Annotated in this window: 12 protein-coding genes and 2 pseudogenes; 6 read left to right on the plus strand and 8 right to left on the minus strand. The window is 55.2% G+C overall.

Going from position 1 to position 15,583, the window contains the following annotated elements:
* Positions 1-95: 95 nt before the first annotated feature.
* The 6 genes and pseudogenes from TH25_RS01795 to TH25_RS01815 form a co-directional block, all read right to left on the minus strand.
* The gene (locus TH25_RS01795; protein WP_309471278.1) at positions 96-1,784 is read right to left on the minus strand and encodes a long-chain-fatty-acid--CoA ligase; all 1,689 of its coding nucleotides are present in this window, start codon (positions 1,782-1,784) and stop codon (positions 96-98) included.
* Between the two features lie 105 nt (positions 1,785-1,889).
* Positions 1,890-2,762, minus strand: a pseudogene (locus TH25_RS01800) (OmpP1/FadL family transporter).
* A 17-nt stretch (positions 2,763-2,779) separates the two neighbouring features.
* A complete protein-coding gene (locus TH25_RS25665) occupies positions 2,780-3,166 on the minus strand; it encodes an outer membrane protein transport protein (protein WP_404969408.1) in 387 nt (128 codons plus the stop codon).
* Between the two features lie 54 nt (positions 3,167-3,220).
* Positions 3,221-3,796, minus strand: a complete 576-nt coding sequence (locus tag TH25_RS01805) for a DUF6134 family protein (protein WP_309471279.1) — start codon at positions 3,794-3,796, stop codon at positions 3,221-3,223.
* A 115-nt stretch (positions 3,797-3,911) separates the two neighbouring features.
* On the minus strand, positions 3,912-4,211 hold the full coding sequence (locus TH25_RS01810; RefSeq protein ID WP_114086703.1) for an SCP2 sterol-binding domain-containing protein: 300 nt from the start codon (positions 4,209-4,211) through the stop codon (positions 3,912-3,914).
* A 221-nt stretch (positions 4,212-4,432) separates the two neighbouring features.
* Entirely contained in the window at positions 4,433-5,071 is a 639-nt protein-coding gene (locus tag TH25_RS01815) for a glycine zipper 2TM domain-containing protein (protein ID WP_258548985.1), read from the minus strand.
* A gap of 624 nt (positions 5,072-5,695) precedes the next feature.
* Between TH25_RS01815 and TH25_RS01820 the strand changes: the two genes are divergently transcribed.
* The 5 genes and pseudogenes from TH25_RS01820 to TH25_RS01840 form a co-directional block, all read left to right on the plus strand.
* Positions 5,696-6,340 carry a LysE family translocator gene (locus tag TH25_RS01820; protein ID WP_114086704.1) on the plus strand — a complete coding sequence of 215 codons (645 nt, stop codon included), beginning with the start codon at positions 5,696-5,698 and terminating at the stop codon, positions 6,338-6,340.
* Between the two features lie 133 nt (positions 6,341-6,473).
* Entirely contained in the window at positions 6,474-7,745 is a 1,272-nt protein-coding gene (locus TH25_RS01825) for a CynX/NimT family MFS transporter (protein WP_114086943.1), read from the plus strand.
* Between the two features lie 366 nt (positions 7,746-8,111).
* Complete coding sequence (locus TH25_RS01830; protein ID WP_114086705.1) at positions 8,112-9,023, plus strand: heme/hemin ABC transporter substrate-binding protein; 912 nt, start codon at positions 8,112-8,114, stop codon at positions 9,021-9,023.
* Positions 9,020-10,126, plus strand: coding sequence for a FecCD family ABC transporter permease (locus TH25_RS01835; protein ID WP_114086706.1), 1,107 nt, complete (start codon positions 9,020-9,022; stop codon positions 10,124-10,126). Before TH25_RS01830 ends, TH25_RS01835 begins: the two co-directional genes overlap by 4 nt.
* A 59-nt stretch (positions 10,127-10,185) precedes the next feature.
* Positions 10,186-11,088, plus strand: a pseudogene (locus tag TH25_RS01840) (heme ABC transporter ATP-binding protein); the annotation flags it as partial.
* On the opposite strand, the gene TH25_RS01845 reads toward TH25_RS01840, so the two are convergent.
* Entirely contained in the window at positions 11,075-12,793 is a 1,719-nt protein-coding gene (locus TH25_RS01845) for a methyl-accepting chemotaxis protein (protein WP_114086708.1), read from the minus strand. The pseudogene TH25_RS01840 and the gene TH25_RS01845 sit on opposite strands and share 14 nt — an antisense overlap.
* A gap of 112 nt (positions 12,794-12,905) precedes the next feature.
* Positions 12,906-13,844 carry a transcriptional regulator GcvA gene (gene gcvA, locus TH25_RS01850; protein WP_114086709.1) on the minus strand — a complete coding sequence of 313 codons (939 nt, stop codon included), beginning with the start codon at positions 13,842-13,844 and terminating at the stop codon, positions 12,906-12,908.
* A gap of 432 nt (positions 13,845-14,276) precedes the next feature.
* On the opposite strand from gcvA, the gene TH25_RS01855 reads away from it, so the two are divergent.
* Positions 14,277-15,464, plus strand: a complete 1,188-nt coding sequence (locus TH25_RS01855) for an NAD(P)/FAD-dependent oxidoreductase (RefSeq protein WP_114086710.1) — start codon at positions 14,277-14,279, stop codon at positions 15,462-15,464.
* Positions 15,465-15,583: the final 119 nt, after the last annotated feature.

Consider the following 15,583-nt stretch of genomic DNA (forward strand, 5'->3'; position numbering starts at 1 on the left):
GCCCTATTGGTACATTATTTTATCTATACGTCAACAAGTTTACGTTAACGTCATATTGATTTGTTTTTTATGTCACGGTTCATGCTTCCGTCCATTCATTGCGGACGGGTCGACGATTTAAGCCGTTCTTCGTCGATCAATTCCTTTTTTGACAATTTACCGACCATCGTTTTGGGCAATTCATCACGTAATTCGATCTCGCGCGGCATTTCGATGCGTGAAATTTTGTCTTCGAGAAAGCTGCGCAGGGTATCGGATGTTATGGCTTTGTCTTTGGCAGTATCTTTCAGGCGAACAAATGCTTTGGGTGCCTGGCCGCGATAGGAATCGGGCACGCCGATTACCGTGACTTCGGCAATATCGGGATGCAGATAAAGGGCTTCCTCGATGGCACGAGGATACACGTTATATCCGCCACACATGATCACATCTTTTAGCCTGTCGACCAAAAACAGATAACCGTCCTTGTCCCGATAGCCAACATCGCCCGTCGCCAGCCAGCCGTCGTTCAGGCAGGCCGCTGTTTCGTCCGGGTTTTGCCAGTATCCGGTCATCACTTGCGGGCCACGCACAAACAATTCGCCTTTTTCGCCATCGGGCATCGAACGGCTGCGATCTTCAAGCGAGCGGATGTCAATTTCGCATCCGGGCATGGGAATACCGATCGATCCCTCGCGATTTTCACCCTCCATCGGGTTGCATGTGCAAACTGGGCTGGCTTCGGACAGGCCATATCCTTCCACCAGTTTGGCACCGGTTAGATCCTCGAACTGGTGTTTGACCTCGACGGGTAGGGGGGCACCGCCGGAAATACAGCAGCGAATCGATGACAGGTTGTATTTTACGGTTTCGAAGGAATTGTTAATGGCGGTGTAAATGGTCGGCACACCGGGGAAGATGGTGACTTTCTTTTTTTCCAGCGCCTTTAGCAGGGCTTCGAGCTCGAATCGCGGTTGCAGGACCAGTTCCGCCCCCAGATTGATCGACGTGTTCATGGCCACGGTCATGGCAAAGACATGGAAAAACGGCAAAACGCACAGGGTAACTTCCTGTCCCGGTTTGGCACTGGGCATCCAGCGGGTAAGCTGTTCGACATTGGCGCTTAAATTGGCGTGGGTCAGCATGGCCCCTTTGGGGCGACCCGTGGTACCGCCGGTATACTGCAAAACCGCCAGATCATCCGGGCTGGTTTCACAGGGTTTTTGCAGGGGCGGGCAATTGGCAAGGCGCGAATAGGGGATATTGCGCAAATCATGCGGCACATCGGCCAGCTCGCTGCGTTTGAACAGGGAAAACAGAACGCTTTTCACCGGTGGTAGAATGTCGCTCATTTCACAAACGACAATGCGGCGCAGGCTTGTTTCGTCCAGGCAGTCCGCGACTTTGGGGTAAATCTGTTTCAAATTCAGCGTGACCATGATCCGTACACCGGCATCATTGATCTGAAAGGCGATTTCACGTTTGGCATAAAGCGGGTTAAAATTGACAACCACGCCACCGCATTTCAATACGGCATAGTAACAAACCACGTAATACGGGGTGTTGGGCAGGCACAGTCCCACCTTGTCCCCTTTGCGGACACCAAGCTGGTGAAATCCTTCGGCCACCTTGTCGACTTGCTGGGAGATTTCGTCATAGTCATATATCCGGCCGAGAAAATCGATGCAGGGCCGATTGCCATATTTCCGGGCGGATTCATCAAAAATGTCATGGACCCGACGCGGTTTAAGGGGTGTTACCATATCAACACCCGGCGCGGCGGCGGTGGCTTGTTGGACGTTCATTTGAATCATTTGCGTTAACTCCATTACGTTAACGTCACTTTCGGGGCAGGGAAAAGCCGGTACGGTGCGCCCCACGCGGAAACGACCGTACCGGTATATATAGGATCAGAACTGGAACTTCGCTTGCAGGGCGATGATATCTACTTTGGATTCGTAGTCGCCCTGGAAGGTACCTATAGTCGGGTCACTATGGTTGACCGTCGCATTGTGGGCAAAGATGTGGGTGTAACCCAGGCTTACATCGGCCCAGTCGGCAACCTTGTAGGACGCGCCGAGTGACAGCCAGTACCGGTTTGAATCCGGAATACGGACGGAACGGTATTCATCCGAAATCGGTGTTTCATCGTAAGCAACACCGCCGCGGAAGGTCCAGTTTTCGTCATACCGGTATTTGGCCCCGAGCGAGAAAAACCAGGAACTGCTCCAATTATACACATCTTCTGAGGAGTTGTTGTTGCCTGGGAAGTTTACGTTGGTGTCCCCACCGTAATTAAAGCGCAGTACGTTAATCGAATTCCAGTTCGTCCATTGACCATCCGCCATGACGGTCCATTTTTCATCAAGATCCTGGGAAATGCCAAAGGTGACATATTCAGGCGTGGTGACTTCCGCCGAGGCTGTCTGATCACGATACCCGCCGGCTTCGGCGGCACTGTCAAACTTGATGTCCCCTTTCAGGTGATGGGTGATTTCCGATACATAAGACGCCCCGATGCGGGTACCGGTTGGCAATTCTCAGTTCAACCCGGCCGTCCAGCCAGCTGCAAGGTCATCACCGGTCACATCGGCATTGCCTTCGCCAGCACCAAAGCCAACGGCCTTGGCAAGACGGGCATCCATATACTGAATTTGGGCACCACCGCCGATGGCAAGGCCGTTATCGAAACGATAGGCCAGGACCGGTTTGACGCTGGCGGTTTTGATGGCCGATGTCGTGCCATAGAAGCGACCGGCAAAGTCACTTTCATAGTCTGTCACCAGCCCCCAGGGGGTGGTCAGCGACAAACCAAGATTGAGTTTGTCGGTAGTGCGTCCTGCCCCATATCGCCATAGGTGGCGTTTGATACACTTGATGCAGCAGGTGCTGTGCCTTGGGCGGTAAAGCTGCCACTTTTGAGCTTTACATTGGGCATGACAAGGCTGGCACCGGCGGAATAGGTGGAGTTGCGGAACTGGCCGACATTGCCGGGGTTAAAGAAAATTTCCGAGGCATCATCTGTTTCGGTGGACATGCCCGCCATAGCCGATCCCTGAAGGCTGCCACTGACTTCGCGAAGCTGGAAGCCAGATGCCTGGGCCTGCCCGCCCATCGCCAGTGCGGCCATGAAGGCGGTTGCCGAAACTGCCGCGCCGAGGCCGGCCTTGTTCAACGTCTTTTTCATTTGTTTCTCCCTAGAAACGAACTGTGAATGCAGGCTTTTGCCCGGTTTTTGGCCTTAATTGGCATCGACCCTGATAAAATCGATGTCATAGCCCTTTTTCTTGAAGCTGGTTTTAAGCAGCTTGCCGTTTTGGTCGTACCAAAGGTCACGGGTAACATCCCCGGTCATCACATAATGGGTGGCCGGAACGGTTTTGCCGTCGATTTCAAGGCTGTCATCGACGGTTTTGGCGACCGACACCTTGTAAGGCGCGGCGTCAATGACGCTATAGAGGCTGGTTTTGCTGGTTACGTCTTCGCGCCACAATGTCAGAGGCCAGGCTCCGTCACATTGTTCGCGTCTGGGGACCCCCTTGCCGGCAACTTCAAAGCATTTGCCTTCATATTCGGCCAGCCATTGATAGGGGGTGCCATCATCATCGGTTTCGGCCTTGACCGATACCAGATTATCCCCATTCCAGGTTTCGGTTCGGTCATGGTGATAATGGAATTTGAGAAACAGGACCTGTACCGAGGTTTCGGTAATGATATGCGCGGTCTGCCCGTCGCTGGTATCGCTCAGGATGACCTGTTCTGTTCCGATCGGTTCGCCGTCCTTGAACACCTTGTAATTCAGTGTCTGGTCGGCCATTGCCTGTGATGCGCACAGGGAAAATAAACCCAAGGTTGATAGTGCAAGCGAAATTCTTCGCAGTGTCGATTTTGGCATCCGAAATCCCCCGATCCCGAAAATTGAACGTCTGTTGTCAGTCAAGCCGTGATGAAAGCTTGGCTGCGATTCCCATTGATCCCTTTACCTTGAGCTTGCCCAGTGTAAAAGCGAGCATGGGATCGAGTTTGCCAGCGATCAGTTTTTGCAAGTTTGCCTGGGAGATTTTCAGAATGCAGTCCGCATCTGACGGGTTTTCGTCGCTTATTTCCGGTTCCGGTCCGGTGGCATCAATAACGATGCTGCCATCATTGCCGCAATCAAAAGCGACAACGGCATTCAGACCACGCAATTGCGGCAGTCTGGCTTCTACGGCTTCGAGGATGCTGCTATCCACGAAATCCTCCCTGGAATTGTTGATTTTGTTTTTGTCTTCTTATTTCCGTAATGTAGCCCAAAGTGACGTAAAGGTAAATTGTTTTACTTCAAAGTCACCAAATTGCTATTATCACGTTGATTGATTAGGGAAATTTTCGTCTGTGACGCATCGATATAGCGGGGTTGCAGTATTTTTTGCCTTCCGATTTTCTGTTTTTGACGTGCTTCCAGGGTGAAAATTTACGAAAGGATGCGCCACGAGCCATCGGGTTGCAGGCAGGCCGTGCCAAAGGTTTTCTGCTGTGCGCCATCAATTTTCACGGATGCGCTATATTCGCGGCAATATTGGTCCTCTTCATTTTTGAAGGTTTTGACCGGGGTAATGCCATATTGCTGTTTCGAGTCGGGATTGGTCCAGATCGCGGTCTGACCATCGGGAAGACGGTCCAGCGCATAGCCGCCACAGGCCGAATCGGTCGCATCCATGCCCGAACCGATGGCATTGCCCGCCAGCATGCCGAAAATCGCCCCGCCAATTGTTGCCAGGAGTTTGCCATCGCCCTTGCCGATTGTTGATCCGGCTGCGCCCCCGGCAATACCGCCGACAATCGTTCCAACGACATCGCGATTGCATTGCAGGTCATTGCCATTGGGCAAAAACAGATCACCATAACCGTCAGATCCGAAATTGTGCCCCTTGTTGAAGTGATCGCCATTACCCTGTTTGGCGCGTGCGCCATGTGCCGGTGCCCATGAGGGCGGGTCGGCTTTGGCCGGGGCGGCAACAATACCGCCCATACCCAATGCAAAAATTCCAATTGCGAAACGAATTTTGTTCTTTGCCATTTCCGGGTTTTCCTTGCTCGACAACGGGATCATTTCCAAGGCTCTTTGCCTCTATGCGGTTTACATCAGCTTTGTTTGGATCAGGCTGCCCAAAACCGGTTGGCGTCTCTCATGTCATGTTTGTCCTGACAGCCAGATCACAAATTACCGGCTAACGGGTGTCGCGGGCATCCGAACGCTGCCGGATCGGGCCGCATGACGTGAGCGTTTTGAAATGTCACCCCACAGTTCTGTACGGTTGAAAGTCTGAACGGCATTTGTGGAGGTGATGGGGCACAGTTAGGGCGAATTATGGCGCGAAATCCGGGTTTTTGAGGGGGCGGATCCGGTTTCTGGCGCAATCAGGGGGTAAAGCTGCTGAACCGTTGGCTGGTGTCAGGGAGGGGGTGTTGCGTCATTTTCCAGAACGATTTGTGGTGTTTTGCCGGGGATCAAAAAACGTATCTTGCCAAAATGTGCCCGGGATCGAGCTTCATACACGGCGGAGAAACGTGGTTGACGGCGGGCAGTACGATCAGGTCGTGATCAGGTTATGTCTGTTTGTTGCGTGGAAAGGTCCTATACATCTGACGGGGGTCATTTGCGTTGAAACACGTTGCCCGGGCAGATAGCTTTCTGGTTTGAGACTTAAAACACCAAGAATACCGGGGAAACGTTATGACATTCGCAGCGTGGTTGTCTGTTGCGACCATTTGCATTTTGGGGGCGATGACGCCGGGGCCCAGCCTTGCCGTGGTTTTGCGCCATTCTGTCGGGCAGTCCCGGCAGGCGGGATTTGCCTGTGCGCTGGCACACGGGGCGGGCATTGGCTTTTACGCGGTGATGACGATGGCGGGTTTGGGCGTTTTGTTCCAGACCATGCCGGTATTTCGCGAAGCGGTCAGCATTTTGGGCGCACTTTATTTGGCCTGGCTTGCCCTTAAGGCGTGGCGCGGAGCGGGCAGGGGGGCGCGGTTTGCCGCCGAAGGCTCCACGCGTGCGACGTCCGATACTATCGGCCATGCCGCGCGCGACGGTTTCATGATTGCTTTTCTCAATCCGAAAATTGCACTGTTTTTTCTGGCGCTGTTTAGCCAGTTTGTTTCCGCCGATGCAAGCTGGACGGCGAAAATCTGGCTGGCCGTAACCGCAGCGGGTATTGACTGTATCTGGTATTGTCTGGTGGCAATCGGGTTGTCCCACGGGGCGGTATTGCCGTGGTTGCAACGTAATTCCGGCATGATTGAACGGTTGATTGCCATTCTGTTTCTGGTTATTGCGGTGCGGGTTTTCTTGTCCATCATGCCTGTTTTGATGGGGTAACAACCGGCAACAAGGGCCGGTTTTGATGTTGGTCCGGTCTTTGGCGCGGGTGCTTTTCCTGCTGTTTTTCTGTTGTGTGACGATGGCCTTTTGCGGTTAATCATGCGTCGCCGGACGAATGGATTTTATAAAAATGCCTGATACACATGCCCTCGAGCCGCCCGTGACCGCCGCAACTGATACGCCCCGGGATGAAACGGGTGATACGGCATCAAATGCCAGCGACCCGGCCGAACGCGGCTTTCGCCGGTTATGGCCGCATCTTGGTTTTTTGGCAGCTTTGTTGCTGCTGGCTTTCAACATGCGGGGCAGCATTGTGGTTATGGGGCCACTGGCCGAAAGGGTCGGGCTTGACCTTCAGCTTTCCGGGGCGCAGCTGGGCCTGCTTACGACCATTCCCGTGCTTTGTTTCGGGGTGTTATCCATTTTCGCCCCCCGTTTGGGGCAGCGTTTTGGCCTGGAGACAACCCTGATCACGATGTTGGCGCTGGTGGCGGTGGGGCAGGGGCTGCGGGCCAGTGGACAATATGGTGTTATGGTTATGGGCACGGTTGTTTTGGGCGCGGCGATTGCGGTGATGAATGTGCTGACACCCTCCCTGGTGCGGCGCAGTTTCCCGGCCCGTGTCGCGCTGGTGACGGCCCTTTATACCTTTGTGATGTCAAGCGGCGCATCGATTGCCGCCTTTAGCGCGGTTCCCATTCGCAATAGCATGGCGGGGGACTGGCGCTATGCCCTTGGCCTGTGGGCGGTCGTGGCTGTTGTTGGCTTTGTCTGCTGGTTGCCGATGTTGCGCTATCATCATCACGCACAAGGAACGGCAACACGCATTTCGCTTTGGCGCAACCGCGAAGCCTGGTGGCTTAGTCTGTTTTTTGGCTGCCAGTCGATGATGTTTTATACCGGTGTCGCCTGGGTTGCGAAAATCTTCTTTGATTCTGGCATGTCCGAGGCCGAGGCAGCGACCCTTCTGACGGTTTTCAATATTTTTGGCATTCCGGCGGCCTTTCTCGCCCCGCTGATTTATTCGGCGATTCCCAATAAAAAACTTGCCATGACGGTGTTGCACATACCGCTCTTTATCGGCATTCCCGGTTTTGTGTTTGCCACCACCGATATGCCTTATTTGTGGGCGATGTGCCTTGGGCTGGGCCAGGGCAGCATGATCAGCATTGCCCTGACGCTGGTGGGCATGCGCGGGGCGGACCCGCAAACATCGGCCAAACTGTCGGGCATGTGCCAGTCTTTGGGATATTTGCTGGCTGCGACCGGGCCGGTTTTGTTTGGTGCCCTGCATGATATTTTGCAAAGCTGGCATATCCCGCTGCTGATTTTGTTTGGCGTGGTGAGCGTGCAGTTTCTGGCCGGTTTGCGGGCGGGATCGCCCGATAAAATATCGGCCTGACCAGCCTGATCTGGCTTGGCAGCAGACTTGCGCATCTGGTTTGATCTGCTGCCAGGTTCGGCGCGACATATCGGCGAATATCCCGATATGCTTTTCATATCGTTATCGAATTGAATATTTATTTCCTGATAATGATAATTAATAAAATTTTTTTTCGGAAATTATGGGCCGTGGCTCGTCTGAAAAGGTGTGGGGATGATCCCGCCTTTGATGACTGCCAGGAAATGACACCATGATGATGACCCTAATAGCCCGATTTTTGCGGCCTGCCAAATTTTCCGAAACATATTTCTGCCTTCGGGATCGGCTTGATTTTGGCCGGGGTGGCAATTTGCCACCTGTGTCTGTCGCGGGTCGGGAGGTGAAATGATGCGGTCCTATTTACTGGTCGTGGCGGCCCTGATCGGGTTTCTGGGTCTGTGTTTTCCGGCCTTTGCCCAGGGCAATAATGCCGGGCAGGAGAAAACATCACCGCAACGCATTGTTACCGTCGGGGCCCCGGCAACCGAAATAGTTTATGCCCTGGGGGCGGGGGGAAACGTGGTGGCGGTGGATGTGACCAGTACCTGGCCCGAAGATGTGCAGGCTTTGCCCAGGGTTGGCTATATGCGTACTCTTGCTGCCGAGGGCATTGTCAGTCTGCGGCCCGATATGGTCATTGCCATAGCCGAAAGCGGCCCGGTCGAGGCGCTTGACCGGCTGCGCGAACTCGGTGTTGCTGTGGTTCTACTGCCACCACTTAACAGGATCGAAAACCTGCCCGAAGCGATTGACACAGTTGCGTCCGCCCTTGGCCGGGATGAGGCGGGCGCGAAATTGCGCCAAAAGGTTGAAAGCGACATTACCGCCATTCACGCCCTTGCCGGGGCAGAGAATTCCGGAAAGGGGAAGACAGGCACCCATGAAAATATCGTGTTTTTAATGTCGGTCGGGCATGGACAGCCGATGTCGGCGGGGCAAAATACCACGGCCAACGAAATTATCGAGCTGGTGGGTGGTGAAAACCCGATGGCGACATATGAAGGCTTCAAGCCCGTCTCGCCCGAAATTATTGCTGCCAATCGGGCTGATTATGTGCTGGTGACATCCAGCACGCTGGATCAGCTTGGCGGTATTTCCGGTTTAAAGGCCAGCCCGGTTTTAGGTCTGCATCCTGCGATTGCCAGAGGGCATGTTTTAAGCGTTTCTGCCTCTACCATTTTGGGTTTTGGCCCGCGATCGGCCGATGAAATTCGCCAAATCGCCAGCCGCCTTCATCAGTTTGAAGGCGACCAATGACAGGGACTGTCAATAGGCGGGGCCAAGGGCGGCGTTTTGGGTCTTTTGTTCTGCCCGGCCATCATGCCGGGTTTTCCGTTCTGCCGGTGCTGATTCTTGCGGGCATATTGGCGGTGGTGGTGCTGGTTTCTCTGGGCATTGGTGGCGCATCGATTGACAGTGTCAAAATCATCAGCCATCTGGCCCACAAAACGGGTTTGGTCGGCACTGGCACGGATGATTTTACCGCCCGCATCCTCGATAGTCTTCGCCTGCCGCGCATTATGCGCGCAGTGGTGATTGGCGGGGTTTTGGGCGTTGCCGGGGCGGTGATGCAAAGCCTGTTTCGCAATCCCATTGCCGATCCGGGCATTATCGGGGTGTCGGCCAGTGCCGCCTGCGGTGCGGTTGCCATGATTGTCTTTGGTCCCGAAATTTGGGGTCGGTTTTACCCGATGGTCGGGCCCTATGGCGTGCCAATGGCCGCCTTTGCCGGGGCGGTTTTGGCAACGATGATGATCCGGGCGCTTTCGCGTCAGGAGGGCTATACCGATGCGGCACTGATGTTGTTGATCGGGGTGGCGATCAATGCCATTGCCATCGCCGGGGTGGGGATTTTTACCTATCTTGCCAATGACATGCAGTTACGCAGCCTTACATTCTGGCAAATGGGCTCCGTTTCCGGCAGCGGGCAGGCGGATTGGCCCGCCCTGCTGGTTATGCTGGCCGGGGCGGGCTATTTGCTGACATTGGGCACACCGTTAAACCTGTTTTTACTGGGCGAGGCCGAAGCCCGCCATTTGGGTGTTGAGGTCGAATCCCTGAAGCAACGGGCCACCATTATTACCGCGTTGGTGGTGGGGGCGGCTGTGGCGGTTTCCGGGATCATTGCCTTTGTCGGCTTGTTGGCCCCGCATCTGGTGCGGTTGGTCTGCGGGCCGGATAATCGCACGGTTTTACCGGCATCGGCCCTGTGTGGGGCGATTTTGCTGGTGCTGGCCGATGCCGTGGCGCGGGTCATTGTATTACCCGCTGAATTGCCGATTGGCTTGGTGATGGGCATTTTTGGCGGGCCGTTTTTCCTGTTTTTATTGCTGCGTGAAAAGAAAAGGCGGCGGATATGACCCTTTTGGCGCAAAATGTGTCCTTTGCGGTGCAGGGGCGGCCTTTATTGCGGGATGTTTCGGTATCGATACAGCCGGGCGAGGTGCTGGCCGTGATGGGCCCAAACGGGGCGGGAAAATCCACCCTGTTAAAGGTTCTGGCGGGGGAACTGGCCCCATCGCGTGGTTGTGTGATGCAAAATGGTCGCATTATTGCCGATATGGCGGCGATGGATCTGGCGCAGGAACGTGCGGTGATGCCCCAGGCCGCATCAATGATGTTTCCCTTTGCCGTGCGCGATGTGGTGATGCTGGGGCGTGCACCCTTTCGCAAAATCTCGCCCCACGGGCTTGATCTGCGGCTGGTGGATCAGGCAATGGAACAGGCCGATATTTCCCATCTTGCCGACCATCCCTATCCTGCGCTGTCGGGCGGGGAAAAGCAGCGCGTGCATCTGGCCCGCGCCCTGGTGCAGCTTTGGGCGGTTCCTGATAATCCGGGGCCGGAGGAGCCGTCGCGACATTCAGGTATAATATATCGTTACCGAAATAAATGGACAAAAGACAGGGAGATTCCATCAATTCACGGTTCTCAGGGCCGGTTTTTACTGCTTGATGAACCGACAGCCGGGCTTGATATCGCCCATCAACATGCGCTGTTGCAATTGGCCCGGCAGGAAGCCCTGCAACGCCACGTCGGGGTGCTGATGATCCTGCATGATTTTAACCAGGTCACGGGCTATGCCGACAGGGTGGTTTTGCTTCGCCGGGGGGCCGTTTTTGCCAGCGGACCTGTGGCGGATGTCATGCAACCGGCGCTGTTAAGCGAGCTTTTTGAAAGCCCGATACGGGCCGTGCCCGACCCAGGCGGCGCGTCGCCCATTCTGGTCGGCGACATCGCCGTTCAAACGCAACAGGCAGCGGAAGCTGATGGCCGTGAAGGGGACGCCGCCCTGTCCCGGAAAAGCTTCAGGGCTGGATAACACTGCGTCCTTCGGCTGCGAGATCGCCCAGTTTATCCAGCGTTTCGGCGGTGGCCTTTTCCATTTTGGCAAAATGGGCCTGTGCTTCGACCATGTCGTTTTTGCGCCATGCGGCCAGGGCCGCCGCGCCCTCTTCGTGCATGGCCCGATGCGGGGTCAATACCGCCTTGAAGGCCGGAAGATGGCGGAAGGGTTCGGATGCCGGGCTATCGTACCATTTGCCAAACCGGCAGGTGCCGGGGCTGGTCATGCTGTTGTCATGTTGCTCGGCAAGCCCCGCCAATATTTCGGCAACCTGTTTGCAATAGGCGGAATGGTCGGCCTTGGCACTGCGGATGGTGCGGTTGGGAATGTCATATTGCACCAGTTCGCTGATTTGCACGTTAATCAGCTTTTCGACATTGCCGATCACATCAATGATGCTGCGAATGGCACTAACCTGATTGCCGGTTTGATCGGCAATATTGGCAATGCCGGTTTGTACGGCATCGGCAGAGCGGGTTTGTTCGGCCAGAATTTGCGAAATATCTTCAATCCGGCGGGTGGAATCCGCCATTTTATCGCCGATATCCTCGATTCGGGTTGAAACCTCGCCAATCACCTGCTGCCCGTTGGTGACGGCATCGGTGCCGCGTGCCATCGCATCAACGATATGGCGCATTTCTTCCTGCAAATTGCCAATACGCTGGCGAATTTCCTCGGTCGCGCGGGCGGTTTGCTGGCTAAGTGATTTGACCTCGCCTGCGACCACGGCAAAGCCCTTGCCTGCTTCACCGGCGCGCGCGGCCTCGATGGTGGCGTTCAGGGCCAAAAGGTTGGTCTGACTGGCAATATCTTCGATGGATTGGACAATCTCGCCAATCCGTTCGGAGGCTTCGGCCAAAATGCCAACCCGGTGCGAGGCATCGGAAACCGCAGTGGCGATTTCGTTCATTCCGGCAACCGCGTTTGACACGGTTTGTTGTCCATTGCGGGTGGCAGTAATGGCTTCGGCGGCATTGGTTGCGGCAATGGTGCTGTTTTCATTGATGCTGTTAATGCCTGCCACCATTTCATCGACCGCGCTGGAAATGGAGCGTGCGCGTTCATCCACCTTTTGCAGGCCACGCATCATTTTGGCGTTGGAAATCACCCCGGTATTGATCGCAACCGACATATCCATCGTGCGGTCCAGCAGTTTGTCGGCGAACCGGGTTTCTGACAGGGCAGTGTGGTGGCCGTCGGCCGGTTGCGTGCTGCTTTGGCGCTGGCTTTCCGGGCGTTCCAGCAACAGGGTCAGATCAAACATCAGGGCGGCATTTGCCAGGGCCACCAGCTCCCCCGCCTGGCCGACATTCCAGCGAAACCGGCCAAAAATTGCCGTGGTCAGACTGTGTTGAACGCTGGCAAGGGCCGTGATGATGTGGGGTGGTGAAATGTGGGCGCGCGCGTGCAGGGTTGCCAGTTCTGCGGCCTGATCCGTAAATTTGCGGTCAGCCTTGCCCCTGAAAAGCTGTGTCCAGTGTGCTTCAAGCAGCGGGATCAGCTTTGCCATCTCGTCCCTGTCGGCCCTGGTGCCTGGCAGGCTTTCAATGATTTGGTAAAACTGCTTTGCCCGCTGTGCCATCGGGGCAAAGATTACATCTGAAATGCGCTGAAATTTGGTGAAGTCTTCGGTTTCAATGTGAAACGGCGACAGGTGGTTCTCCACGACCGACAAAGTCATCCCCTTTTGTGCTACCCCGATTACGCAATCGTCCCGCCCGGTTTGTTCTATGTGGTTGTCGGGTCGCAAAATTTTAGGGGTGGGAGCGGAATGGTGCAATTAAAAACGGCTTTCAGCCTGTTTGGGCACGATGGGCCACCTCAGTCGTGCCAATTGGCGGGTTCCCGCTGGCAACCAGCAGCCAGTCGCGAAAGGCGCGCACGGCAAAGGTGTTTTCCTTTTCTTCGGGGTAAACCACGTAATAGGCGTGCTGGCTGGGGATGCTTAAATCAAACGGGGCAAGCAGGCGGCCGTTATCCAGTTCCTCGCGCACCAGGAATTCCGGCATCAGGGCCAGGCCCAGCCCGGCAACGGCTGCCTGAATGACCATGTGGAAATGCTCGAATCTTGGACCGGCAAGATCATCAACGGCGGGCACACCGGCTGCTGTTAACCAGTCCTGCCAGGCAGTGGGGCGGGTGGCATGTTGCAACAGAATGCAATTACGAATGCGTTCGCGTGCAATGGGTAAATCATCATTGTCGCGCAACAGTTTGGGGGCGCAAACCGGGATCAGGGTTTCGCCCATCAGCCGGTGAAATACACAGCCCGGCCAGTTTGCCTCGCCAAAATGAATGGCGATATCAATCGCTTCCTCGGCAAAATCAAACGGGCGGATTTGCGTGATCAGGTTAAGCTGAATATCAGGCCAGGCGGTGCGAAAATCGCCCAGCCGGGGGACGAGCCAGCGCGCGCCAAAGGTGGGCAGGGTGCCCACATTGAGCATCCCGCCTTCACCGCTATAGGCCATCACCTGCAAGGTGGCGGCCTCGGCCCGGTCCAGAAGGTCGCGTACCTGGGCAGCATAGGCATCCCCCGCCGGGGTCAGTTTAAGACGCTGGCGAATACGTCGAAACAGGTCGCGACCCAGATATTCCTCCAGGGCACGGACCTGTCGGCTGATCGCGCTTTGTGTCACGTTAAGTTCTTGTGCGGCCTTGGTAAAACTAAGATGGCGGGCCGATGCCTCGAAAAACTGAAGGGCGGTAAGCGAGGGTAAAACGCGGCGCATAGGTGGGCTTCCTTTGCGAAAAGTTCATTCCAAAACGGAATGATATGGTGCCAATATATCGTTTGCGATAAGCCCCGCCAAGTCCTAGCGTGTGAACGGCCCGGAAAGCGCCCTCGCGCCACCCGCGCAAAAAAAACGAACGGCTTTGACGGCGACAAAATGGAAGGATATGACCTGCGGTCTGTCATATTTTTTTGGTGGGTGTCGCCTCTGTCATGAAAGGGCAGTATCCTGCGGGATCTGCGGTTTTGCCCCACAAAACATCATGACATGCCAGGTTTTTTGCGAAGCAAGTCCGCTTTTCGGGTCGAAAGTTTCAGCAGCCTTTGGCTGCGGCTCCGCCAAGGGTGGGGATATAACAATAAACTCAATCCAGCCCGCAGGAACACTTGTTCATTTCGGGTTCGTTTTAATATCGGGAAGTTGACTTTTATGGGTGTGTCAGGCGATTTTTACGATGTCATTGTCGTGGGTGGTGGCGTTGTCGGGTGCTCGGCGGCGTGGCACCTTTTGGGGCGCAGCGATTTTCAGGGTCGCGTTTTGGTGATCGAAAAGGATTCAAGTTACGAATTCTGTTCGACAGCACTTTCAGCGGCCTCGATCCGTCAGCAGTTTTCCACCCCGATCAATATTGAAATGTCGGGTTATGGCATTGAATTTTTGCGCAACCTGAAGCGCGATGTGGACCCGGATGCCGATATTGCCCTGCACGAAAAGGGCTATCTGGTGCTGGCAACGGCGGATGGCCGCGATATTTTACACAGCAATCATCAAACCCAGCTTGCCCACCATGCCGATATCGTCTGGATGGAGCCCGATCAGCTTAAGGCAAAATATCCCTGGATGAATGTGGATGATCTGGCGGCAGGGTGCTGGGGCCGCACCGGCGAGGGCTGGTTTGATGCCTATTCCCTGCTACAGATCTTCCGCCGTCAGGCCAAAAATCGGGGTGCGCATGTGATCGATGGCGAAGTCACCGCCATTGCCCGTGATGGCGACCGGGTAACGGGTGTAACCCTGGCCGATGGCCGTCAGTTTAGCTGCGATACGATTATTAATGCCGCCGGAACGGGCGCAACGAAGGTCGCCCGCATGGCGGGGCTGGATATTCCGGTCGAGCCGCGCAAACGCTGCATTTTCGTGTTCGACTGCCGCGATGCCCGCGACATTCTGGCATCCTGCCCGATGCTGATTGACCCCAGCGGGCTTTATTTCCGCCCGGAAGGTGACTATTTCATCACCGGCATTCAGCCGCCTGCGGACCGGGATAACGAATGCTGGGATTTCGATGTTGATCATGGCCTGTTTGACGAAATCATCTGGCCGGGCCTCTATCAACGTTGTGAACGGTTCGAGGCGGTCAAGGTCGTGAATGCCTGGGCCGGGCATTATGCCTATAACCTGTTGGATCAAAACGCCATTGTCGGCCCGCATTCCGAACTGGGCAATTTCCTGTTTGCCAATGGTTTTTCGGGTCACGGCCTGCAACAAAGCCCGGCGGTGGGTCGGGGCCTGTCTGAACTGGTGGCAACCGGGCGCTATCAAACGCTGGATTTATCCGTCTTTGGCTATGAACGCATCCGCGATAATGCGCCGGTGCGCGAACTGAATGTCATTTAATATTTCGATATTAAAACAATAACTGAAACCCCAGTGAAACAGCCATTCTCTGCCTTGCATCTCGGTGCGCTACTGTTGCAAGGCAGGCCCGGCTTTACCCTTTGAAACCGGAACACGCC

This window comes from Thalassospira profundimaris (genome assembly GCF_003326755.1).
GTDB lineage: Bacteria > Pseudomonadota > Alphaproteobacteria > Rhodospirillales > Thalassospiraceae > Thalassospira > Thalassospira profundimaris_B.